Here is a 24,187-nt window from a genome sequence, read left to right on the forward strand (position 1 = left end):
GTTTAATTAACTAAGTTACTAAAATTCAAGTAAAAACGCTAAATTCGCTTTTATCTCAGTAATTTTAATTAAAATCTTGTGAACAAACCCTGAATTACAGTGCAACGCACGCTCTTAGGGTTTAATACACTTTTAAGCAGGGAACACTTTTTTGAAAGGTTTAACAACTGTATTTTCATAGATGCCAGCGGCAACGTAAGGGTCAGCTGCTGCCCATTCTCGAGCGGCTTCAATTGACTCAAACTCAGCTACAACTAATGAACCGGTAAAACCTGCTTCTTGAGGATCTTCACTATCGACTGCCGGAAACGGACCTGCGGTAAGTAAACGATTTTGAGAATCAAGCTCACTAAGGCGCGCTAAATGTGCAGGGCGTGCTGCTTTTCTGAGCTCTAAGCTATTTTCAACGTCTGTTGAATGAATCATGTACAACATAAGTAATCTCATAAAAATTGTTAAATTTGATTAACGCAATACTACCACAGCGTTGAAAATTGGTGAATTAAAAGCGTATTTACACAGGTTTACACATCGATTTTATTTTTACACTGTAATTGCTTGAAAATCTCTGTGTAACACTGGTAGAGTCGCTGAAATATACAAAATAATAAAAAGGTTTCAAGCATGAGCGAAAATAGAGAACGATTTAGTTCCCGTCTCGGATTCATATTAGCGGCGGCAGGTTCGGCTGTTGGTATTGGTAATTTAGTTGGCTTTCCGGTTTCTGCTACTAAAAATGGCGGCGGCGCATTTTTATTAATTTACGCTTTATTTGTCGTATTCATTTGTTTACCAGTCATGATGGCTGAAATGGCAATGGGTCGTAACGCTCAAAAAGATCCACTTGGCTCGTATAAGCTATTATCTAATAACGATAAAAAATGGAAGTTTGCAGGCTTTTTAGCGGTGCTTACGCCATTTATGATTGCTGTATTTTATATGGTAATTACTGTTTGGATTTTTGGCTATTTAACGCAAACAGGCCTAGGTAATTTAGATTTATTAGCAGATCCCGGCCACTTTGGTGTTTTTATCAATAGTTACACTGTGTTTGGTTATATGGCCGTTGTGGTTATTATGGTCAACTTAATTTTATTAGGCGGTGTTAAGCAGGGCATAGAAAAAGCCGCTAAGTTTTTAATGCCCGCCTTATTGGTTATGCTGCTTGCCCTCGTTATTTATGTATTAACGCTTGATAACGCAATGGCCGGGGTTAAATACTATATTATTCCTGATTTTTCTAAAATGAATGCAAGTGTCTTAAATGGCGCATTAAGCCAAGCGTTTTTCTCGCTATCTTTGGGCATGGGCATCCTAATGACTTACGCGTCGTATATTTCTAAAAAGGATGACATTGTAAGTAGCGCTAAAATGGTTGCGATTACTGACTCACTCGTTGCGTTTGTAGCTGGTTTAATGGTGCTACCGGCTATATTTAGTTTTGATCCAAATACAGACCCTGCGGCACTTTCTGACTCGTCTGTATCGATGATTTTTGTATACCTACCTAAAATATTATTAGCACTGCAAAATGATATTGGCTATGTGGGTGCGTCTATTGTTGCGTTCTCGTTCTTCTTATTAGTCTTTTTTGCAGCAATTACCTCACTTGTTTCAATAGTAGAAGTACCGACAGCAACACTAAGTGACCGCAAAGGTATTAGCCGTAAAAAAGCATTGGGCATCCTTACACTTTCAACCGGTGTACTTACTATTTTATGTACAATGTCGTTTGGTATGATTGACAGCCTTACTTCGTTCACCAGTTATGGCGGCGTTAATAAGAGCTTTTTTGATATTATTGTTGATGTATTTTACGACACAATTTTACCGCTTAATGGCTTAATGGTGTGTTTGTTTGTAATGTATCGCTGGAAAAAAGCACGCTTAACGCAAGAGCTAAGCTTAGGTTCGCCTAATTATGCGGGAAGCTTGATGGAAAAGTACGTTAACTTTTCACTTTCAACGTTTATTCCTGTCATTCTAGCTGTGATATTTATAAATACAGTGGCGACTAAGTTTTTCCACTTAAAAATATTTGGCTTTTAAATAGACCTCTTTAGAAGCTTATTGAATAATATAATGCCGCTCAGCTAAGCTCAGCGGCATTTTTTATGAGCGTTTTTTTTCAGGTATCTGGTAACTATTAAAAGGATTTAAAATGAATAAAATTATTATTGGGTTTGCTTTTGCTATTTCATCATTTGGCGCATTTGCACAAAGCGCTGATGGTTGGCCAGAAGGCGGTGCAATGCACACCGGCAATATTTATAATTTAGAGGGCAATAGATATAAAACTAAAATCAGTAAAATGATGGATGAAATTTACCCACAACTAACTGATGATTACCAAGTTGATGCAGTTAAAGCACAAATAAAAGCATGGGAGCAGTATATAGACGCTACATGTAACGTTGTTGGCATAGCAACGGGGGCAGGTGGCTCTTGGCCCTCAACGTATAGTGTTAAATGCGAAAGAAGCCTAAGTTATGATAGATACTTTGCAACTAAAAACGCGCTGAAGTGCGTTAATAGATTAAGCAAAGAAGAGTTTGTAGGGCGTAGCGAAAAGTTAAATTGTTTAATTCAAACATTAAATATAAAAATATTTTAAGGTTTGCAGCATTGCTACAGCTAAATTGTACAGTTAGCTGTAGCATTTTAGGCTTTATAGCAACTCAATACTTACTGTTGCGCCTTTTTCGATATTGCCGCTTTGCGCCGGCACTACAATTAAACAGTTAGCTTTACTAAGCGACGAAAGTACACCCGAGCCCTGTTTATTAAACGGGGCAACCACTAAGTCACCTTGCTCGTTAATTGTTGCTGTACCGCGCTGAAAGTCGGCTCTTCCTGGGCGCTTTTTAATAACGGATGTAGTAACCGCGTTAAAGCGCATTTTAGGATTTACTTCACCAAGTCCCGACAGCTTTTGCAGTGCAGGCTCTACTAACTGATTAAACGTAACAGCAGCCGACACAGGGTTACCTGGCAAGCCAAAAAAGTAACTGTTAGCTAGTTTACCAAAGGCAAAAGGTTTACCTGGTTTCATGGCTATTTTCCAAAAGTGAATTTCGCCAATTTCGTTGAGCACTTCTTTTGTAAAGTCGGCTTCACCAACCGATACACCGCCTGAGCTTATTACGGCATCGGCAAGTTCGTTCGCTTTCAAAAATGCATTAGTGATGAGTTCTTTGTCATCAGGGATTATTCCTAAATCAATCACATCGATATTTTTTTGTTGTAGCGCACTAATAATAACAGCGCGGTTGCTTTCAAAAATAGCGCCTTGTTTAAGCGGCTGACCAGGTTCTATTAGCTCATCGCCTGTAGAAAGCACGGCTATTTTTAGGGTTCTTACCACATCTATATTGGCAATTCCTAAAGATGCCAGTAATCCCACATCAACGGCTTTTAATTTATCCCCTGCTTTTAAAATAACATCGTCGATTGCAATATCTTCGCCAGCAAAACGCACGTTTTCATTTAACTCTGGTTGCGCAGTAAACGTAATTTTATCGCCATCAACCGAGGCGTTTTCTTGCATTACAACGCCGTTAGCGCCAGGTGCAATGGCAGCGCCGGTCATTATTCTTACGCATTGACCAGGGGTAAGTGTTCCTTCAAAAACTTGCCCCGCAAACACACTACCTACTTGTGTGTAGGTTAAGCTTTTATCTGAAATACACAGCGCATAGCCATCCATTGCAGAGTTGTTATGAGCGGGTACGTTTATAGTTGACTTAACATCGCTTGCTAAAACGCGATTAACACTTTGCATTATAGAAATGGTTTCAACGTCTTTAACTGGCGTTATTGTGCCAAGTATATTTTGTATTGCAGTTTCAATTGGTAATAAACCGGGTGCATTGCAAACATCGTTCATATATATTGCTTACTTAAATCATTTTATTTTGAAACAATACTTATAATGTCAAAGCTTTACAATACATGGTTGGGTTATTTTTTGTGTGTGATATGCATGCTTTCGTGCAGCGTAAACGCAAAAGAAACGCTGCAAGTAGCCGTAGCGAGTAATTTTAAAACTGTATTGGAAACCCTACTAAAAAAATCCCCATTACCTAATGTTGACGTGAAAATATCAGCCGCTTCTAGCGGTGTTTTATATTCGCAAATAGTGCATGGCGCGCCATTTGATGTGTTTTTATCGGCTGACGATTTTCGCCCGCAATCGCTTATTAAAGAAGGCTATGCCGAGCAAAGCAGCTTAATCACTTACGCGTTAGGCGAACTTGCTTTGTGGCAACCCAAAGCTGAAAAAGTAAATGATAAAGTAGCCATTGCTAATCCGCGTTTTTCACCATACGGGCGTGCCTCAGAGCACTACGCTAGTAACCATTTTAAAAAACCAATAAATTATGTGTACGGGAATAACATTACACATGCGTTTCAGTTTGTGCAAAGTGGTAATGTAGGAGTAGGGCTGGTGGCTGTTTCATCCCTAAAGGCGGCTTACAGTAACACGCAAGATCAAAAATATTTAGATTATACCGTGCTGCCTACCAATCAATATCCCGATATAATTCAACAAGGCGTTATTATTAGCTCGACTAAAAAGCATGCTAGCGCTAAGCAACTTATGCAATTTTTAATGGCAGAAGCTACGCAGCAGCAGTTAATTGAATTAGGTTACAGAATAAAGGACAACAATGCTTCAAAGTGATTTAACCGCGCTGTGGTTAACTATAAAACTTGCCTTTATAACCGCAGTGCTCCTTCTTGTTTTTTGTATTCCACTGGCATACAAGCTCGCTGGCTATAACGGTAAATTTAAACCATTTTTAGAGGCATTAATTGCAATGCCTTTAGTGCTACCGCCTACGTTATTAGGGTTTTACTTACTTGTTTTATTTTCGCCTGATCACGCTTTTGGGCAGTTTTGGTTTTGGCTAACGGGTACGCAGCTTGCGTTTAGTTTTCAGGGCGTGGTTATCGGCTCGCTTTTTTATTCACTGCCTTTTGTAATGCAGCCGCTTGTGGCTGGGTTTAAACATATTAATCAAACCTATAACGAAGCTGCCATTGCGCTTGGGTTGAGCCCGTTTAAACGCTTTGTGCATTTAATTATCCCGCTTTTAAAACCCAGTATTGGTAGCGCGTTTGCTTTAGGTTTTGCGCATACATTGGGTGAATTTGGTTTGGTACTAATGATTGGCGGTAATATTCAGGGGCAAACACAGGTGGTGTCTATTGCGCTTTATGACCATGTTGAATCGTTAAATTATACGGCGGCGCATCAGCTTTCACTTATTTTACTGGCTATTTCGTTTGCCTGTTTAGTGCTGTTATTTAAGTTTAATAAAAGCATTGTAGGGGTTAAGCAATAAAATGATTAAGTTAAGCCTTTTTAAAGCACTCAATAATTTTGATTTAGATATAAACCTTGAGCTTGAGTCGTTTAATGTACTCGGTGTTTACGGGCCTTCAGGCTCTGGTAAGTCAACATTACTGCGTTGTATTAGTGGTTTAGAGCCTGCAAAAAGTGTTCATATTGATAATCAGCCAGTGCATGAGTTGCCAAGTGATAAACGCGGTATAACGCTTCAGTTGCAATCGTGTCCGTTGTTTCCTCATTTAGATGTGGCAGGTAATTTAGCGTTTACACAAAAACACTGCGGAAATAAGCAAACCAGCTTAACGCTTCAATACGTTGTTAAAACACTTGAATTACAAGATTTACTAAATCGTGATGTACAAAGCTTATCGGGTGGCGAGCGCCAGCGTGTAGTATTTGCGCGCACTTTGCTTGCCGGTCAAAAATTTATAATGCTCGATGAGCCTTTTAGTGCGCTTGATTGGTCATTGCGTTTTAAAACGCTCACTAAACTCAATGAGTTAGCCGTTAAGTTTAATATTAAATTTATAATAGTAAGTCACTCATTAAAAGAGCTGCTATTTTGCTGCGATACCCTTATTCAGCTTGATAAAGGTAAGGTGATAAACCAAGGTGCAAGTGCGCACGTTGCAAAAACTATTTACGCAAACGACAGGCAAACACCGCTGAGCTTAATTAATTACGATGTGGTTAAATTTGATGAAGACTACGGGCTATATCAACTGCAATTACAGCAAAGTGAGCAACCGCTTTTTGTGCTTCCTGCACTTGTCGATAGCAGTAATAAGCTAATTATAGAAAGTGAGCAAATGTCGTTTAGTGCGTTAAAGCCTGAGCAAACAACGCACAGTAATGTTTTAAGGTCGGTATTAACTCAGGCTGAGCTTATTAATAATAAGTGGCAGTTAACGCTTAATGTAGATGGGCAAACTTTGTATTGCTTGGCTTCAAGACGAGTGTGGGACAAAAACGACTTTAAAGTGGGCGATGTGCTTTATACAACAATCAGTGATCTAGAATAACTAAATGCTGCACACCGCACATTGACTATTTTTAGCTATTTTAAAACGATTAAACTCCATGCTTAAACCATCCACCAGCAATAAGTGCTCGCTTAAACCACTTGGCAAACCAGCAAGTATTTTTAGCGCTTCAGTAGCCTGAATACTGCCTATTAGCCCCACAATAGGAGAGAGCACACCGGATTCTGAGCAGCTTTGCGTTTGTTCACTAAAAAATTGTGATAAACAGCCATAACAGTGGCTGTTTTCATCCATAGTAAAACAGGCGACTTGTCCTTCCATACGTATTGCAGAGCCTGACACCAGCGGAACTTTAGCTTTAAAACAGGCGCTATTAAGTGCATTACGTGTTGCTAGGTTATCTGAGCAATCAATCACTATATCAATGTTATTAAATAGCTGTTCTGTAGAGGTATTTACATCAAAAAATGCCTCAATGGTGTTTATATCTATTTCACTATTAAGTGCGTTAAGCTGTTTTTTTGCAGCACTGCATTTTGAGCTACCAATATCGCTTTCTTTATACAGTATTTGCCTTTGTAGGTTGGTTACGTCTATTTCATCGTTATCAACTAAGGTGAGCGTGCCAACGCCAGATGCCGCTAAGTATTGACCTACCGCACATCCAAGCCCACCTACACCAACAATTAAAGCATGCGATTGCCATAGCTTCTCTTGTCCGTCTATATCAAGCTGCGGCAGCATAATGTGCCGAGAATAGCGTAGTTGCTGTTGGTACGTTAACGGTGCTTTTTGCATTTTTAAACATCTCATACTTTTTTTGAACAATACCAATTTGTTAAATCCTAGAGCAAGTAGTAACGCTTTTTATTTGCACTGTAACAGCCCATATCCCCTCACTCATATAGTGCAACTATAACGCATTAAAATAATAAATGCATATAACCATCTGAAATATATAGTTTTTAATTAGTGGCTCAGTAATTGCTGTATTGGGTTAACTAAAATTTAACAAAGTTTGGGCTGCTACTCATATAAAAGAGTGGGGCATTTATAAAACAATAATACGTTTACGAGGAAATAAACATGCAACCGAGTTCTGGATTTAACTTAATATCCTTTAAAGGAAAAATGAAAGTATTACATCTGAGTTGGATGGTCTTTTTTGTGTCATTTTTTGTATGGTTTAACCATGCTCCTTTATTGGGTGCAATTGCGGGCTCGCTTGGTATTACCATGGCACAAGTTAAAACATTACTAATTTTAAATGTAGCGTTAACTATTCCTGCCCGTGTTGTGGTGGGTATGCTGACCGATAAATTTGGTCCCCGGATTGTTTATGCGGCGCTACTTATTACCTGTAGTATTCCGTGTTTTATGTTTGCTAAGGCAACCACATTTGAACAAGCCGCTATAGCGCGTTTTGCGCTAGGCTTTATTGGTGCTGGCTTTGTTGTGGGCATTCGTATGGTGAGTGAATGGTTTCCTGCTAACGAGCTGGGCATAGCAGAAGGTATTTATGGCGGCTGGGGTAACTTTGGTTCAGCAGCAGCGGCTATGTTATTGCCAATTATTGCACTTATGTTTGGTGGCGAAGATGGTTGGCGTTACGCAGTAGGTTTAACCGGTGTATTAAGCGTTATATTTGGTGTTATTTGGTATTTAAATGTAACCGATACGCCAAAAGGCGGTACATACTTTAAACCTAAAAAAGTAGGCGCAATGGAAGTTACCAGTAAAGGAGACTTTGTATTACTGCTTATTATGAAAATTCCTATGTATGGTGCACTAGCATTACTTACTTGGAAGCTTTCACCAACCGGTGCTAACCTAATTTCGGCTAACTTTGTACTTGCCGTGTATGCTTTTTTAGTTCTGCTTTATATTTACGAAGTGTATAAAACCTTTGACGTAAATGGTCATATTTTTAAAGAGCCTGTACCTGAGTCTCATCGTTATGAATTTAAGCAAGTGGCTGTTTTAAATATTTTATATTTCACAACCTTTGGTTCTGAACTTGCGGTTGTATCTATGTTACCGCTGTTTTTTATGGATGTGTTTGCGCTTGATATGGTGTACGCGGGTATTTTAGCCTCTGCTTATGCATTTATGAACTTAGCATCTCGTCCAGGTGGCGGTTGGATTTCAGATAAATTAGGTCGTCGTATTACCCTTATTGTACTTACAACGGGTCTTGCTGTTGGTTATTTTGTAATGGGCTTGGTTGATGCATCTTGGCCTTTATGGCTTGCAGTTGTTGCAGCTATGGCGTGTTCGTTCTTTGTGCAAGCTGGTGAAGGTGCTGTATTTGCGGCAGTACCGCTAATTAAGCGCCGTTTAACTGGGCAAATAGCTGGTATGACAGGCGCTTACGGTAATGTAGGTGCAGTAGTGTACTTAACGGCATTGTCACTTGTTGATTATCAAACTTTCTTTTTCATTATTGCGGGTAGTGCATTACTTGGTCTAGCTGCACTGTTTTTTATGAAAGAACCAGATGGCCATATTACCGAAGTAAATGAAGACGGCACCGTTGAACTTATTTCAGTGACTTAAGGCATTATTGACTATGTTTGATGAAACACTCCACGCTAAATCGCTAAAAAATGAACTCAACGTTTCATTTGGCGGGCACAGTGCTAAAGGGTTAAAAGCAGAAAACCAAGATGCGTTTGCAGCTCTTAATACCAAAGCGCAAGAAAAAGAGTCTAAAGGCGTTATTGCCTGCTTAGCCGATGGGTGTTCATCAGCAAAAAATGCTAAACAAGCGTCTCAACTTTCGGTTACTCATTTTATAAATGAGTATTTAAATACCCCCGAAAGTTGGGCGGTTAAAAAGTCAGTGTCGAAGGTGTTAGCAAGTTTAAATCAGTGGCTTTATTCGCAATCGGTTAATTACAATCACCTTGGTCAGCGCCAAGCCGATTGGATGACGACTTTTACAGCACTTATTTTAAAGTCGGCAACGGGTTATATATTTCACTTAGGTGATACGCGTATTACTCGCTTGCGAGGAAATAAAATAGAGGCAATAACACGGGATCACAAAGTAAACGATACGCTAACGCGTGCACTTGGCGCACAACTTCATCAAGAAATAGATGTATACGAAGTTGACCTAAAAGCAGACGATATTTATATATTAACCTGCGATGGCGTACACGATGTGCTCCCAAGTAGTGATATAGCTAAATTAATTAACGAGTACACTAATTTAGAAAATGCAGCTAAAGCAATTACCGAACTTGCATTAGCACGAGGCAGTGACGACAACGTAAGTTGTTTACTGGTAAAAGTAGAAAATATTGCCGAGCAAAAGTTAGATGAACTTTACCATTCGCTAACACGACGAAAAATTCCACCAGCGCTTAATGTTGGGCAAAAAATTGATGACTACACGGTTATTCGTAAATTACATGCCAGTAGTCGCTCACACATTTATTTAGTGCAACAAGCGCCCGATATACCGCCAGTGGTTTTAAAAGCACCTTCGGTTAATTTTGAAGACGATGTGCACTACCTTCAAGGCTTTATAAGAGAAGGCTGGGTAGGGCAACGCATAAATCATTTAAACGTGATGAAAGTACTGAGTACGCAATCGCAGAGTCGTTTTTTGTATCATATTTGTGAGTACATGGACGGGCAAACACTCAGTGATTGGAAGCACGACGTGCCGCACCCAGAAATAACCCAAGTACGCAGTATTATTGAACAAATAGTACATGCACTAAGGGCGTTTCAGCGACTCGATATGGTACATCGCGATTTAAAACTCGATAATGTAATGATAGATGCGCACGGTAAAGTAACGCTCATAGATTACGGCACAGTAAGTGTTGCGGCTATGGACGAGTCGGTTAAACAAATTGCGGATGATTGCCCGCAAGGTACTGCCGACTACACCGCACCCGAAACACTTATTACTATGCACGCCGATTTTAAAAGTGATTTGTTTTCACTTGGCGTGATTGCATATGAGTTATTGTGCTCAAAATTGCCTTATAAACCACTGCCACTTAACCACGTAGCGCCAAAAGATTACACCCATTGGCATTACACAAGTATTCGTAAATACAGAGCCGATATTCCGTTTTGGTTAGATCAAGCCCTTATGAAGGCGCTTGCCCCTAAACCTGAGCTCAGATACCAAGCTTTTTCTGAGTTTATAAACGATATCAACAAACCTAATCCTTATTTAGAAAGTACCGCTAATAAAAGTTCAATAATGAAACGCGATCCAGTTATGGTGTGGAAATGTATTTCGCTGTGTTTATTTATTGCTTTGGTATGTGTATTAATAATTAAAACTTAGAGAACCAAAATGCTTAATTACAAGAACAACTTACCTATTATTTTTATACTGGGTTGCTTCACTGCGCCTTCAATAAGCCAAGCTTCGCAAACTGATCTTGATTTTAGACTGCGTTTTGAAAGCGTTGATCAAGAAAATGCTCTAAAAGATGCAAGCGGCTTAACACTTAGAACCCGCTTAACGCATCAAACAGATGAGGTGAATGGTTTTTCAGCCCTAATTGAAGTAGAAGATACTCGCAGCCTATTGGGCGTAGATGATTACAACAATACGGTGGGGAAAAATACTAATTACTCTGTTATTGCAGACCCAGAAAACACTGAGATAGATCAAGGTTTTGTTAAATATGCCCGCGATGGTCTATCGCTAAAAGTAGGACGCCAAGTAATAGCCCTTGATGGGCAGCGTTTTGTTGGGCACGTAGGTTGGCGCCAAGACAGGCAAACCTTTGATGCAGCAACCATTAATTACGCATTTAATAACATAGATTTACAGTACAGTTATTTAAATAAGCGTAACCGCATATTTGCTGACGATAAAGACATTAAATCGTCCGATCATCTAATTAATGCAAGCTTTAAAACAGACTACGGTAAAGTGGTTTTATACAGTTACTTATTAAGTGACGATGCACTACAAGACGACAGTTTAGATACTTATGGCGTTTCTTTTAACGGTAATAAAACCCTAAACGATATAAAATTTTATTACAAAGCGGAGTATGCAACGCAGTCTGCCTCAACAAGCGTGAGTGATTTTGATGCTGATTACTATGCACTTGAAGGCGCTGTGGATTTAAATGGGTTGGGCATAAAAACAGTAACTTTAAAAGTCGGCATAGAGTCACTTGGCTCTGACAATGGCGATTACGGGTTTGCAACACCGCTTGCCACGTTACATAAATTTAATGGTTGGACAGATACGTTTTTAAATACACCCGCACAAGGCTTGGACGACACTTACATAAGCTTAAACGGTAAAGCGTTTGACGGAAAATGGCTGGTGGCTTATCACAGTTTTGATGCTAATGAGCAATCAAATGGGGTTGACGATTTGGGTACTGAACTAAACGTACAATACGTTAAACCTATTAATAAACAATACGCAGTGGGTGTTAAATACGCTGATTACTCAGCGGGCGATACTGCTGCTAATAAAGTCGATACTCAAAAATTGTGGGTATGGATGAGCGCTAAATTTTAACCCTCTTTATCTTCTAATATTCACTTGTAATTTATAGCGACACAAGATGGTGCAATTGCACCATCTTGTGGGGCTTTATGCTTTCCACCTCTGCACCAATGTAGGCAACCTACTGATTTTAAGTGCTTATATATTTGGCTTACATATTGCTATAACAAACCTATAACAAATTATTCGATGTCAGTTTTAGTCAATCACTAAAGTAGATATCATTTTAAGGTGGGTAAATGCTAAGCAAGCAGCGTGTTGTAGTGGTAGGAAACGGAATGGTCGGGCACCATTTTGTGCAGCAGCTAGTTTCTCAAAATCAAGCTGATGAGCAATTTGAAATTACGGTACTTAGTGGTGAAGACCGTTTAGCGTATGACCGTGTACAACTATCCTCTTTTTTTAAAGGCAAAACCGCAGACGACCTCGCACTTACATGCAATAAAACCTATGACGATTGGCAAGTACGCTTTCATACTCATTCTAAAGTGGTTGATATAAATCGTGATATGCAAACTGTAACGACCGCTAAAGGGGAGTTGTTTGAATACGACAAACTTGTGCTTGCTACAGGTTCATTCCCATTTGTACCGCCTATACCGGGTAAAGATCGCGAGCATTGCCTTGTTTATCGCACCATTAACGATTTACACGCAATAAAAAATTCAGCCCACGGCAGCAAAGTAGGCGTGGTAATTGGTGGCGGTTTACTGGGGCTTGAGGCTGCAAACGCATTAAAGCAATTGGGTCTGCATACTCACGTAATAGAATTTGCACCGCAACTTATGGGTGTACAAGTTGATGCTGGTGGCGGTCGGCTACTAAAAAACAAAATTACAGACTTGGGCGTTACTGTGCATACATCGGTAGCAACTGAGGAAATAGTAGAAGGTGAAAGTTGCCGTTACAAAATGTGTTTTAAAGGCGGTAAAACCCTTGAAACCGACATGATTGTATTTTCGGCGGGTATTCGCCCTTATGATAATTTGGCCCGCGAGTTTAATTTAGAGTTAGGCGAGCGCGGCGGTATTGTAATTAATAACCACTGCCAAACGAGCGATAAAAACATATACGCTATTGGTGAATGTGCACTGTGGAATAATTTTATTTTTGGCTTAGTGGCACCTGGTTACGCCATGGCTAAAATAGCAGTTGGTCATATTTTACAAGATACGCAGCAAGGTAGTTTACAAAGTACTGGCTTAGACAATAAAGCCGATGAATTTAGCGGTGCCGATATGAGCACCAAGCTTAAATTAATGGGTGTTGAAGTAGGCTCTATCGGCGATGCGCATGCACGCAGCGAAGGCGCAATAAGCTATTATTTTGAAGACCAAGCCAATGGTATTTATAAAAAAATAGTCACAAATTCACAAAGTAATAAGCTGATTGGCGCGGTACTTGTTGGCGATACCAGCGATTACGACAATTTGCTGCAATATCATTTAAACGACATTGAACTTACCACCGCTCCCGAAGCCCTCATTATGCCCCTTGCCGGCGACATAGCAGAGCTAAGCGCCGATGACTTGCCTGATGAAGCCATTATTTGCGCGTGTCATAAAGTAACCAAACACACCATTGAACAATCAGTTTCTAACGGCTGCATAGATTTGGCAAGTGTGCAGCAAAGCACCAAAGCCAGTACAGGTTGTGGAGGGTGTGAAAAGCTCGTTCAAAACGTAATAAACAGCGTGCTTGCTAAAGCAAGTAACACTATTAACGTAGTTACCCTTAATGAGCCTGTAAAACAGCCTGCATAAATTAAAGCACACTAAAAGAGAGCAGTAGTATGACAACCGCAAACACGTCACCAACTATAAATAAAACCAGTTTAAAACAAACAACATGTGCTTACTGTGGTGTAGGGTGCGGTGTTGATATTTCACTTTTTAATAATGTGCCAACCAAGCTTGAAGGTATGCGAGAGCACCCCGCAAACTTTGGTCGTTTATGTGTAAAAGGCACCCATTTGCTCGACACCACAGGCAGTGATAATCGCTTAACGTCGCCTCTTATTAATAACCAAGCCGTTACGTGGGATGATGCCACCGACCATGTTGCCAATAAATTTAATGACATAATACAAAAGCACGGACCTGATGCGGTGGCATTTTATGTGTCAGGGCAGTTACTTACTGAAGATTACTACATCGCTAATAAATTAATGAAAGGCTACATAGGCTCAGGCAATATTGATACAAATTCGCGCCTGTGTATGTCATCTGCTGTGGCAGGTTATAAACGCGCTTTTGGTGAAGACGTAGTGCCGTGTACCTATGAGGATTTAGAGCAAACTGAGCTACTTATTTTAATTGGCTCTAATGCCGCATGGACTCACCCGGTTTTGTATCAGCGAATGGAGCGTGCAAAGCAGCTTAACCCAAATATGAAAGTAGTCGTTATTGACCCGCGAAAAACTGACACCGCTGAGCTTGCCGACACATTTTTAAATATAAAACCAGGCAGTGACGCTGCGCTTTATAACGGTTTACTTAATTATTTAAATGAGCATAACCACCTCGATACGCAATTTATTGCTCAGCACACAAACGGCTTTGAAAGCGCACTGCAAGAGGCACAAAAGTGGAGCTGTGAGGCAGTTAGCGACTTTTGCGATATAGCAATTGAGCAAGTTACTGAGTTTTACGCGCTATTTGCTAACAGCCCAAGTGCGATTAGCTTTTATTCAATGGGTATAAATCAGTCAAGCTCGGGTGTAGATAAATGCAACGCCATTATTAATGCGCATTTAGCCTCAGGTAAATTACTTAAGCCAGGCAGTGGTCCGTTTTCAATTACTGGGCAACCCAATGCGATGGGCGGGCGCGAAGTAGGTGGTTTGGCTAATCAGTTAGCGGCGCATTTAGATATTGAAAGCGAAGCGCATCAATCACTTGTACAACGTTTTTGGCTCTCGCCAACTATTGCTAAAAAAGCAGGCAGTAATGCTATTGATATGTTTGATGAAATAGCCGCAGGTAAAATAAAAGCAGTGTGGGTAATGGCAACAAACCCAATGGTAAGTTTGCCTAATAACGCCGCTATTAAAAAGGCATTAGAGACCTGCGAGCTGGTGGTTGTATCTGACTGTATTGCAAAAAGTGATACGTTAAAATTTGCCGATGTTGCTTTTCCATCAACCGGATGGGGCGAAAAAAACGGCACAGTAACTAACTCAGAGCGCAGAATATCAAGGCAGCGCCCGTTAGTAGCGCCTTATTCGGGAGCTAAAAACGATTGGCAAATTATGTGCGAAGTCGCTAAAAAAATGGGCTTTGAAGGTTTTGATTTTACAGACCCAAGTGGCATTTTTGAAGAATGGGCACAATTAACCGACTTTGAAAATAACGGCAGCCGATTATTAAACCTCTCTGGTTTAGTTGGGCTCACAAAAAGCCAGTACGATAACTTAAAACCCATTATGTGGCCTGTTGTTAAAAATCAGCCTTATAAAAACGGTCAGGTTTTTACAAATAACCAATTTAGCACCGCTGATAAAAAGGCGCGTTTTATACCTATAACGCCGCAACTACCTGTGCAACAAACATCAAGTGATTATCCGTTTGTAATGAACTCAGGACGTGTACGCGACCAATGGCATACCATGAGCCGCACGGGTAAAAGCACTGCGCTTTCATCGCATATTACACGCCCGTATATTGAAATTAATCCGCTTGATGCCAGTAAATTAGCAATTAAACAAAACGATTTAATAAGCGCGATTGCCCAAACAGGGCAGGTTACCGCGCATGCAAAAGTAACCGATTCGGTGCGAAAAGGTGAATGCTTTATGCCTATTCATTGGAATAAGCAATTTGCATCGTCAGCAACAGTAAGTGAGTTGTATCAATCGGTAGTTGACCCTCTATCTGGTCAGGCTGAGTGTAAACATGGCGCCGTTAATATAGTTAAAGCACCCTTTGTGCAATATATGCAGCTGTTTGCTAAAAACGAACTTGTTATAAACAGTGATTTTTGGCTCAAAGTTAATGCAAGTAATTGCTTTAATTACCAATTGGCGCTTAATGAGCCACAAAGTGATTTACTGTATTACTGCCAAACCTTAACTGGTTTACAAGGGCAGTGGTCGGCTATGAATACGGCAAAAGCCATGCATGTGCAGTGTATTCAAAACGATCAATTAGCGTTTGTTGGTGTTATTTCTAATGAGCAAAAAGAAATATCACTTGAGTGGATAAACCATTTGTTTGCAGAGCCATTACTGACCTTTACACATTTACAGTCTTTGCTTTATGCAACCCCCGATGAAGAATTTACCCAAGGCGTGCAAGTGTGTAGCTGCTTTAAAGTAAGAGAGCAGCCAATTATAAACGCCATTAAAAACGGTGCAAACACCGTCGAGCAATTGGGGTCTGAACTTAAATGTGGAACGAACTGTGGTTCGTGTAAAACACAATTAAGTCAATTAATTAAGCAACATGCTACGCAAAAAGCGAACAGTATTAATGTTGCGGTTAAAATGTAAAGAAAAAAAGGAAGCATATGCTTAATGATCAATTTGGTCGGCAGTTTAACTATTTGCGCCTCTCAATAACCGATGTATGTAATTTTAGTTGTAGTTATTGTTTACCAAACGGCTATCAGTGCGATACGCCGCGTAATTTTTTAAATAAAAACGAAATTAGCACCTTAGTAAATGCGTTTGCGCAACTTGGCACAAAAAAAGTACGCATTACAGGTGGTGAACCGTGCTTGCGAAACGACGTCACCGATATTATAAAACTCTGTAAAAATACGCCTGGCATAGAAAAAGTAGCCATTACTACCAACGGGTTTAATTTATTAAAGAAAATTGATGAATTTGCAGAAGCCGGGCTTGATGCGCTTAATGTCAGTATTGATAGTTTAAATCCGAGTATGTTTAAACTCATAACAGGGCACGACAAACTTACCCTTATTTTAAAAGGGATTGAGCGCGCGGTAGAGCTGGGCATAAAAGACATAAAAATAAATGCAGTGCTTGCAAAGCAGTTTAATAAAAACCAATTGAAGGATTTTTTAGCGTGGGTAAAACACCACAAAGTTACAGTGCGCTTTATAGAATTAATGGAAACCGGTGACGGCGCCACCTTTTTTGAAGAAAACCACTTAAGTGGGCAAACGGTTAAAGCCCAATTACTCGCCCAAGGCTGGTTACAAGTCGTTAGGGGGAAACTAAACGGACCCGCTGAGGAATTTTGTCATCCTGATTACGATGGTCGTATTGGTTTAATAATGCCTTACAGCAAAGATTTTTGTAAAAGCTGTAATCGCTTAAGGGTGTCGGCGCTGGGTAAATTACACTTATGCTTGTTTGCCGAGCAAGGTATAGATTTACGCGAACTACTCAACGAGGACGATACTGCAGCGACCGTAAAGGCAATTCGAGCTGCTATGGGCAATAAAGAAATAAGCCATGAGCTAGATAAACGCTTAACAGGTGCGACAACTCACTTAGCCATGTTAGGTGGTTAATATGGAAGTAAAAGCTAAGCGAGATTTTACAGGCGTTGTGCTTGCTGGTGGTAAGTCATCAAGAATGGGCACAGACAAAGCCGATTTAGTTTTAAAAAACAAAACGCTATTGCACAATGCGTGTGATTTATTAAAAGACGTAGGCGCTAAAAACATACTTATAAGTCGCAACGTTACAAATCCAGTCAAGTCATTGAACCATTATTCACCGAGCGATTATCCCTCAGAAAAGTACGTTAAAGATATATACCCAAATAGTGGACCCCTTGGCGGAATTTATTCCACATTAATAGCCACTGAGCACGACTTACTTATTACTGCGGTAGATATGCCTCTACTTACGAGTAGTTTGTTAAGCACAATAGTGCTGGCTTCTCAGACAAATAACGTACAAAGTGTGAGCAATCAATTAAATCAGTCACAAATACATGCTTGGCACTTTGAAAATGAACCACTACCGCTGTATATTCGTAATACAAGCAGTGTAAAAAATCATTTAAAACACATACTCACAAACGCTAACAGTCATAAATCAATAAAACAGTTTACCCAAAGCATTGGTGTGCAAACGCTTTTATGTAATAAAGCGCACGCATTAATAAACACCAATACACCGGCGCAATTTAAAGCTGTAAATGAGCATTTTGACCAAAGCATTAATCAATTAAGAAGAACATTATGAGTCACACAACTGAGTCACAAATAGCATTAAACATTGCCGTAATGACGGTAAGCGATACACGCGATGAAATTACTGACACCTCAGGTCATTACTTAATTAAAGCGCTAACTGAAGCTGGTCATCACTTAGCTGATAAAGACATAGTTAAAGATGACGTTTACCAAATGCGTGCAGTGGCATCGCAGTGGATAGCCGATGACACCATTCACGCTATTTTAGTGACTGGCGGTACAGGTTTTACTGAGCGCGATTCAACACCAGAGGCATTTTCGCCGCTGTTTGATAAAAGCGTAGACGGTTTTGGTGAGCTATTTAGGCACATATCGTACGGCGAAATTGGTAACTCTACTATTCAATCTCGTGCATTGGCAGGACTTGCTAACAACACCGTTATTTTTTGCATGCCAGGCTCTACAGGTGCATGTAAAACTGCGTGGACAGGCATAATAAAAGATCAACTTAACTCAATGCATAAACCGTGTAACTTTGTACCGCACATTACCATTGGTAAAAAGTGTGAATCGCGTGAGCAATAGTATGTTAAGCCACGTTGACGAAAACGGCCAAGCTAATATGGTTGATGTATCGCTCAAAGACGTAACCTTGCGCGATGCCTCAGCTGAAGCATTTATTAGCATGAGTAAGCTTGCCTTTGAACAAGTAATGCTTAATCAAAACAAAAAGGGCGATGTGCTAGGCGTGGCACGCATTGCAGGTATTCAAGGCGCTAAAAAATGCGCTGATTTAATTCCGCTTTGTCATCCGCTTGCACTTAGTAAAGTCGCTGTTGATTTTGAACTTGATGAAGCAAATAGCCAAATTAAAATAACCAGCTACTGCAAACTTGCCGGTAAAACGGGGGTTGAAATGGAAGCGTTAACAGCGGTATCTGTGGCTAGCCTTACTTTGTTTGATATGTGTAAAGCAGCCGACCCATTAATGGAAATTAGCGGCATGCGCGTTACTCAAAAAGCAGGGGGCAAAAATGGCAGTTGGCAACGCGATTAATAATCCAAACGATGCAATATCTAGCGCCGGGAAAGTAGAGCTATTGTTTTTTGGGCAACTAAAAGAGCGGTTAAAGTGCAGTAAATTAAGTCTTGAGATTACGCAGCCGCTTACTATTTCAGAGCTTAAATTAAGATTAGTGAGCCAATACCCGCATTGGCAACCGTGGCTGGAGGAGCGTGAGCTACTTGCAGCGCTTAACCAAGCTATGTCATCAAGCGACGAAATAGTGAGAGCAGGGGATGAGCTTGCCTTTTTCCCGCCGGTTACAGGTGGCTAATGAGCATACATATTCAAGTACAAACCGATGATTTTAATGTAGGTGACGAGCACAATACGCTTTGTAGTAATAATAAAAGCGATGGCGCTGTTGTTACCTTCACAGGTTTGGTAAGAGAGTTCAGCAGTGGCGATAACGTTATTGCACTTGAGCTTGAACACTACCCTGGTATGACCGAGCAACTGCTTCAATCTATTGCAGAGCAAGCACAAACTCGCTGGCAACTGGCGCGAATATGTATTATTCACCGCGTTGGTTACATAGCACTTGGCGAGCAAATTGTATTTGTAGGCGTAACGTCCCGCCATCGCCAAGCCGCGTTCGAAGGCGCACAATTTATTATGGATTATTTAAAAAACCACGCCACGTTTTGGAAAAAAGAGCACTTTAAAGACTCATCAAATTGGGTTGAGTTTAAACAAAGTGACAAACAAGCGATGGGTAGGTGGGAGTCTTAATGAAAATAATCTCTACTAATATCTCTAAAATAAAAACGGTAGTGTATAACGGCAAAGAGGTTAAAACCGGTATTTTTAAAACGCCAACTAACGAACCTGTTGTTATTGAAAAGCTAAATATAATAGGAGATGAGCAAGCTGATTTAGTTAATCACGGCGGGGTTGATAAAGCGGTTTATGCGTTTTCGCACAATCATTATGATTATTGGAAACAAACCCTCGAGAATGATGATTTAGCTGTAGGTGCCTTTGGCGAAAACTTCACGATTTCTGACCTTGATGAAGCGAATATACACATAGGTGACCATATTCGAATTGGTACTGCACTGCTTGAAGTAAGCCAGCCTCGTGTGCCTTGTTTTAAACTTGCTATCGCCCTTAATAATAAAAACAGTCTTAAGCTGTTTACGCAGTATTACTGCACTGGCGTTTATTTTAGGGTACTAGAGCAAGGCGTTGCAAAAACGGGTGATAGTGTTGTTATCGAGAAGAAAGCCTCGCACGACATATCAGTTAAAAAACTGTTCCAGGCATTTTTTGATAAAAAATACGTAGGTTATGAAGACATACTTTTAGAAGCATTAACTTTGCCAGAGCTTGCTGTAGAGTGGCAAGAAAAGCTAAAGAAGAAGCTTGCTATTGAAAGTGAATAAAGCAGTTTAAAACTGTTCTATTCCCGCGCTATCACTCTTTAAAAAGTGTTGCTGCAACCTATTTATTAAACTTTGAAGAACAGGTCCTGTTGATTGGCTTCTTGAAACAACGCATCCCACAGGAGTAAGCCAACCGCCTTGTTCATGAGTAACGGGTAGCGTTATCACTTCAGCTTGGTTTATATACTTCTTAATAGCAAACTCGGGTACAAGCGCCCAACCAATACTCTGAACTACTAAGTCGATAAGGGTTTGATGTGTATTTGCGTACCAAATCCTAGAGCTAATTGCGTAGCTAAACCATAACTCTTTTTGGCTAAGGCTGCGATGAACACATTGCCTATGGGCTTTTAAATCATTGCTTGTTACAGCCTTTAGCTTTGCAAGCGGGTGTTCTGGTGATGAAATCGTTAAAAATCGAGCTTGACCCAATAGAAAAAAATCCATATCAACTTTTAGTTCCCCATCACTATAAATGATACCTAGTTGTGCTTTTCCTATTTTTACTAAGTTTTCTACATCGTCAGTTGTTGTCGATATTATTTCGAAATTAGTAATCGGGAACTGATCAGCAAGTGGGGTAATCACTTTTAAAATATCTTGATTATTTAGGCTTTCATCAATAGCTATAATTACCTCATGCTCATAATTTTTTGCTAATGCATCCACTTTTTGGTCAAAATATTTTTGCTGATGAAGTATAGAGTATGCGACAGGTAACAATGCCTTACCGCTAATCGTTAAGCTGGGTATATTTTTATTACGCGTAAACAATGTTTGATTAATCGCTATTTCAAGATTAGAAATAGCTTGGCTAATTCCCGATTGTGCACGGTTAAGCTTTCGGGCTGTTGCCGAAAAAGATCCTGTTTCTACCACGGTTACAAAAATTTTTAGTTGCTCAAAACTATACATATCATTCAACTTAAAGGTGAGTACTTATTTGCTCATCTTATCACTAAAAGTGATGGCTACTAACTTTGCAAATAATTAAATTATGTCACTATTATTTTCTTTAATTATTTGGCGTAAAAGGGGTTAATTATGGATGCAAAAATGGGGTCGCTAGAGAGGATGTTTCAGGCTGTTTTGTTTGAAGTATTAGCGGTAACGCTGTCGATTATTGGTTTGGCTGTATTTACAGAGCATGCAATATCGGCTTTATCGGGCACTATGATTATAATTGCAACGATTGCGATGTGTTGGAATTTTGTTTTTAATTGGTTTTTTGACAAAGTAGCTACCGGTGCAAAAGAGCAACGATCTGTATTATTCCGTATTTTTCACGTGATTTTATTTCAAGGCGGGTTACTTGTTTTTACTATTCCCGTAATGGCGAGCATTTTAAACGTAGGCTTATGGGAAGCATTAATAATGGATATCGGCGTAACTTTTTTTATAACCCTTTATGCTTTTACTTTTAACCTAGTGTACGACCACACACGAGCCTATATTTTTCATTCAAAAAATGCTGCATGTTAATACACTTTTTAAATATGGGATGACTTAACAAAGTTTGTATTTAGCTGCTGGTGTATTTGCCAATGCACCAGCACTTTTAGAGGCGTAATATTACCCAAGTTTGCTTTATAGTGGCAAAAAACTAATAAAGGATTTTTTTATTAAAAGCGAACAAAGTTAAGCATAAATTATTATTTATAGAGGACCTAGTAAAAAAGATAAAACCTGCTATACCTAATGTTATAAATACTATACTTATTATAGTGTTATTAAAAAACTGTTGGGTTAGTAGCTAAAATAGGTATCGTATATGAATATCTCCAGAAAACTGATGCTTATTGTGATTTTAACAGCTGCAGAGGTAAGTATTACTGTTTACTCAGCTTTTGAAATAGCTAAAGGGGCTAAGTTTCACCAGCTTAATTTTCTTCACTTAAAATATACTCATCAACTTACCAAGTCAGTTAAAAAAATAGAAAATGATCTCCCCATAGATATAAATACCATTGAGTCAGATATATTGTTAATTAGGCAGCAACCAATTGAGTGTATTGAAGAAATAAATCCATTAAATTATGCTGTTATGAAATTTATTAACACAGAGCAAACTTTAACAATTTGTGAAAAAGATATAGAAATTGCGGATAAAACACTACTGTCAGTTACTCAGTATAAAAAAGGTGAGATCAGTAGAGATGATTTTTTACTAAACCTTAATGTTGCACTTGTCAGCTTTAACAAACACTCTGAGATGTTTGAAGAACCAATCAGAAAAACAGTATCGTTTATACTAATGACGTTAATCCCACTTGTTATCGTCATATCCTTTTTTAATATTATTTTTATAAGTTACCTTTCTCGTACTATATCCAGCTCTATTCGAAATCTTACTCTGCTCTTATCAAGTAAACCTGAAAGCAATATTAATCTAGATGATGAGCTTGATATAAAAACGTCGGGTGAATTAAAAGCACTCGTTATCGCGGCGAGGCAGCGGATTAAAAATGATCTTTTAAATATTGAAAACAGTATTGAACTCAAAGAGATTATAAACAGCCAAACAGCTTCCCTGCAGCAAGCAAATGACGAACTTGCACAGTTTGCTTATCGGGCTTCCCATGACCTGAAATCACCGTTGTCAGGGGCTAAATCCCTAGCGCATTTTGTTATTGAAGATATAAAAGCAGGAGATACTGAAGAGGCAAGTCGAAATGCATTGGTTATCTATCAACAAATGGAAAAGTTAGAGACACTTGTTGTCGATATTTTACTATTAGCTAAAGCTGAAATTGGTAGTGAAGATAGAGATGTAATTGACTTTAATCAGTTGATTATTGATATGAAAGAGCGACTCACTTGGCTTATGAAAGATAATCCTTGTACGCTTGAGACAACAATTAATCTATCAGTACCTATAAAGTCAGAAAAAGCGCGTTTTGCTCAAATTATTGAAAACTTAATTTCAAACGGGTTGAAGTATTACGACAGAAATAAAGACTCTCCTTATGTCCGCTGTGATATTTTCAATGAGCAAGAGACGTTTTTTATTACTGTTACAGATAACGGAATGGGAATACCACAAAAGCATCAAGGTGAGGTGTTTGATATGTTTAAGCGATTTCATGCACAGACGAGTACGGGCTCTGGTTTAGGGATGGCGTTGGTTAAAAACATATTGAGTACTTAAACGGTGAAATATCACTGCAAAGCTCTGATAAAGGCACAACATTTAAAATAGTAATACCATTGGATAAGCTAATATGACAAAAATTAAACCTCCTATATTAATTGTCGATGACAACGAAGTTGACCGGTATATTCTGAAAAGGCTAATAAAAGAAGCCAAGTTAGAGCTTACGATTTATGAAAAAAAAGACGGTCAAGAAGCGTTAGAATTTCTCGAAAATTATGAATCGAATAGAATAAAGTACCCTGATGGATTTCCTCCAATTCTTATATTTTTAGACATTAATATGCCAAAAGTTAATGGCATTCAATTTTTAGAGGAGTTCTCTAAACTCAGAAAAATGATAGAGATAAGCTCGTGTGTAGTTATGATGTTTAGCTCATCTGAAAGAGAAGAAGAAAAAAAGATTATAATGTCACACGACTTTGTTAAAGGTTACCTTGTAAAAGGAAGTTTTCAGGCAGCAGAGTTAAAAGAAAAAGTGATGGCTGTTATTGGTCAGCATTTAGATAAATACAGCTGATTTGTAGGTATTTTAAGTTTTAACCCATTAGGCTGTGCCAATTGAAGAGCCTTTAGTTTGAGTATGTGGCTCAAACCAAAGGTTTTTAGCTTAAAGTTATATAGGTGTCTGATTT

Annotated in this window: 24 protein-coding genes; 20 read left to right on the top strand and 4 right to left on the bottom strand. The window is 39.3% G+C overall.

Going from position 1 to position 24,187, the window contains the following annotated elements; genetic code table 11:
• Window positions 1–132: 132 nt before the first annotated feature.
• Complete coding sequence (locus QMA08_RS00070; RefSeq protein ID WP_039488129.1) at window positions 133–435, bottom strand: YciI family protein; 303 nt, start codon at window positions 433–435, stop codon at window positions 133–135.
• A gap of 189 nt (window positions 436–624) precedes the next feature.
• On the opposite strand from QMA08_RS00070, the gene QMA08_RS00075 reads away from it, so the two are divergent.
• Window positions 625–2,049 carry a sodium-dependent transporter gene (locus QMA08_RS00075; RefSeq protein WP_138489223.1) on the top strand — a complete coding sequence of 475 codons (1,425 nt, stop codon included), beginning with the start codon at window positions 625–627 and terminating at the stop codon, window positions 2,047–2,049.
• 112 nt (window positions 2,050–2,161) lie between these two features.
• Window positions 2,162–2,614, top strand: a complete 453-nt coding sequence (locus QMA08_RS00080; protein ID WP_039488107.1) for a hypothetical protein — start codon at window positions 2,162–2,164, stop codon at window positions 2,612–2,614.
• A 54-nt stretch (window positions 2,615–2,668) separates the two neighbouring features.
• Here the strand turns inward: QMA08_RS00080 and glp are convergent, their stop codons facing one another.
• Window positions 2,669–3,886 (bottom strand): gephyrin-like molybdotransferase Glp, encoded by a 1,218-nt coding sequence (glp, locus tag QMA08_RS00085; protein WP_290173283.1) that lies wholly within the window; start codon window positions 3,884–3,886, stop codon window positions 2,669–2,671.
• Window positions 3,887–3,982: 96 nt separating this feature from the next.
• Between glp and modA the strand changes: the two genes are divergently transcribed.
• From modA to QMA08_RS00100, 3 genes are read left to right on the top strand one after another with little or no spacing between them, the layout of a single operon-like run.
• A complete protein-coding gene (gene modA / locus QMA08_RS00090; protein WP_290173284.1) occupies window positions 3,983–4,684 on the top strand; it encodes a molybdate ABC transporter substrate-binding protein in 702 nt (233 codons plus the stop codon).
• Window positions 4,671–5,348 (top strand): molybdate ABC transporter permease subunit, encoded by a 678-nt coding sequence (gene modB, locus QMA08_RS00095; RefSeq protein ID WP_002959821.1) that lies wholly within the window; start codon window positions 4,671–4,673, stop codon window positions 5,346–5,348. Before modA ends, modB begins: the two co-directional genes overlap by 14 nt.
• Window position 5,349: 1 nt before the next feature.
• Entirely contained in the window at window positions 5,350–6,378 is a 1,029-nt protein-coding gene (locus QMA08_RS00100; protein ID WP_290173285.1) for an ATP-binding cassette domain-containing protein, read from the top strand.
• On the opposite strand, the gene moeB is transcribed toward QMA08_RS00100, so the two are convergent.
• Window positions 6,379–7,137 (bottom strand): molybdopterin-synthase adenylyltransferase MoeB, encoded by a 759-nt coding sequence (gene moeB / locus QMA08_RS00105; protein WP_290173286.1) that lies wholly within the window; start codon window positions 7,135–7,137, stop codon window positions 6,379–6,381.
• Between the two features lie 288 nt (window positions 7,138–7,425).
• Here moeB and QMA08_RS00110 point away from each other — a divergent pair, with 288 nt between their 5' ends.
• The 12 genes from QMA08_RS00110 to QMA08_RS00165 all read left to right on the top strand — a co-directional run bounded on the left by QMA08_RS00110 (window position 7,426) and on the right by QMA08_RS00165 (window position 20,401).
• Complete coding sequence (locus QMA08_RS00110; protein WP_290173287.1) at window positions 7,426–8,895, top strand: NarK family nitrate/nitrite MFS transporter; 1,470 nt, start codon at window positions 7,426–7,428, stop codon at window positions 8,893–8,895.
• A gap of 13 nt (window positions 8,896–8,908) precedes the next feature.
• The gene (locus QMA08_RS00115; protein WP_033030635.1) at window positions 8,909–10,651 is read left to right on the top strand and encodes a bifunctional protein-serine/threonine kinase/phosphatase; all 1,743 of its coding nucleotides are present in this window, start codon (window positions 8,909–8,911) and stop codon (window positions 10,649–10,651) included.
• Window positions 10,652–10,660: 9 nt separating this feature from the next.
• Window positions 10,661–11,854 (top strand): alginate export family protein, encoded by a 1,194-nt coding sequence (locus QMA08_RS00120; RefSeq protein ID WP_290173288.1) that lies wholly within the window; start codon window positions 10,661–10,663, stop codon window positions 11,852–11,854.
• 227 nt (window positions 11,855–12,081) lie between these two features.
• Complete coding sequence (locus tag QMA08_RS00125; protein ID WP_290173289.1) at window positions 12,082–13,605, top strand: FAD-dependent oxidoreductase; 1,524 nt, start codon at window positions 12,082–12,084, stop codon at window positions 13,603–13,605.
• 29 nt (window positions 13,606–13,634) lie between these two features.
• Window positions 13,635–16,331 carry a nitrate reductase gene (locus tag QMA08_RS00130; protein ID WP_290173290.1) on the top strand — a complete coding sequence of 899 codons (2,697 nt, stop codon included), beginning with the start codon at window positions 13,635–13,637 and terminating at the stop codon, window positions 16,329–16,331.
• A 17-nt stretch (window positions 16,332–16,348) separates the two neighbouring features.
• Window positions 16,349–17,320, top strand: coding sequence for a GTP 3',8-cyclase MoaA (gene moaA, locus QMA08_RS00135; RefSeq protein WP_290173291.1), 972 nt, complete (start codon window positions 16,349–16,351; stop codon window positions 17,318–17,320).
• Between the two features lies 1 nt (window position 17,321).
• Window positions 17,322–18,002, top strand: coding sequence for a molybdenum cofactor guanylyltransferase (locus QMA08_RS00140; RefSeq protein ID WP_290173292.1), 681 nt, complete (start codon window positions 17,322–17,324; stop codon window positions 18,000–18,002).
• On the top strand, window positions 17,999–18,538 hold the full coding sequence (gene moaB / locus QMA08_RS00145; protein ID WP_138489213.1) for a molybdenum cofactor biosynthesis protein B: 540 nt from the start codon (window positions 17,999–18,001) through the stop codon (window positions 18,536–18,538). Before QMA08_RS00140 ends, moaB begins: the two co-directional genes overlap by 4 nt.
• A 1-nt stretch (window position 18,539) precedes the next feature.
• The gene (moaC, locus tag QMA08_RS00150) at window positions 18,540–19,010 is read left to right on the top strand and encodes a cyclic pyranopterin monophosphate synthase MoaC (RefSeq protein WP_007375236.1); all 471 of its coding nucleotides are present in this window, start codon (window positions 18,540–18,542) and stop codon (window positions 19,008–19,010) included.
• Window positions 18,988–19,290 carry a MoaD/ThiS family protein gene (locus QMA08_RS00155; RefSeq protein ID WP_290173293.1) on the top strand — a complete coding sequence of 101 codons (303 nt, stop codon included), beginning with the start codon at window positions 18,988–18,990 and terminating at the stop codon, window positions 19,288–19,290. The genes moaC and QMA08_RS00155 overlap by 23 nt, the downstream gene beginning before the upstream one ends.
• Window positions 19,290–19,748, top strand: coding sequence for a molybdopterin synthase catalytic subunit MoaE (moaE, locus tag QMA08_RS00160; protein WP_290173294.1), 459 nt, complete (start codon window positions 19,290–19,292; stop codon window positions 19,746–19,748). The genes QMA08_RS00155 and moaE overlap by 1 nt, the downstream gene beginning before the upstream one ends.
• Window positions 19,748–20,401, top strand: coding sequence for an MOSC domain-containing protein (locus QMA08_RS00165; protein WP_002959846.1), 654 nt, complete (start codon window positions 19,748–19,750; stop codon window positions 20,399–20,401). Before moaE ends, QMA08_RS00165 begins: the two co-directional genes overlap by 1 nt.
• Window positions 20,402–20,407: 6 nt before the next feature.
• Here QMA08_RS00165 and QMA08_RS00170 read toward each other — a convergent pair whose 3' ends face one another.
• Entirely contained in the window at window positions 20,408–21,316 is a 909-nt protein-coding gene (locus QMA08_RS00170; RefSeq protein ID WP_002959847.1) for a LysR family transcriptional regulator, read from the bottom strand.
• A 129-nt stretch (window positions 21,317–21,445) separates the two neighbouring features.
• On the opposite strand from QMA08_RS00170, the gene QMA08_RS00175 reads away from it, so the two are divergent.
• From QMA08_RS00175 to QMA08_RS00185, 3 genes are all read left to right on the top strand, one after another.
• Window positions 21,446–21,883, top strand: a complete 438-nt coding sequence (locus tag QMA08_RS00175; RefSeq protein ID WP_007585216.1) for a PACE efflux transporter — start codon at window positions 21,446–21,448, stop codon at window positions 21,881–21,883.
• A gap of 289 nt (window positions 21,884–22,172) precedes the next feature.
• Window positions 22,173–23,549, top strand: coding sequence for a HAMP domain-containing sensor histidine kinase (locus tag QMA08_RS00180; protein WP_290173295.1), 1,377 nt, complete (start codon window positions 22,173–22,175; stop codon window positions 23,547–23,549).
• A gap of 73 nt (window positions 23,550–23,622) precedes the next feature.
• Entirely contained in the window at window positions 23,623–24,072 is a 450-nt protein-coding gene (locus QMA08_RS00185) for a response regulator (protein WP_039488082.1), read from the top strand.
• The last annotated feature ends 115 nt before the right edge of the window (window positions 24,073–24,187 follow it).

The sequence above is a fragment of the Pseudoalteromonas sp. APC 3355 genome, assembly GCF_030407615.1.
Lineage (GTDB): Bacteria > Pseudomonadota > Gammaproteobacteria > Enterobacterales > Alteromonadaceae > Pseudoalteromonas > Pseudoalteromonas distincta.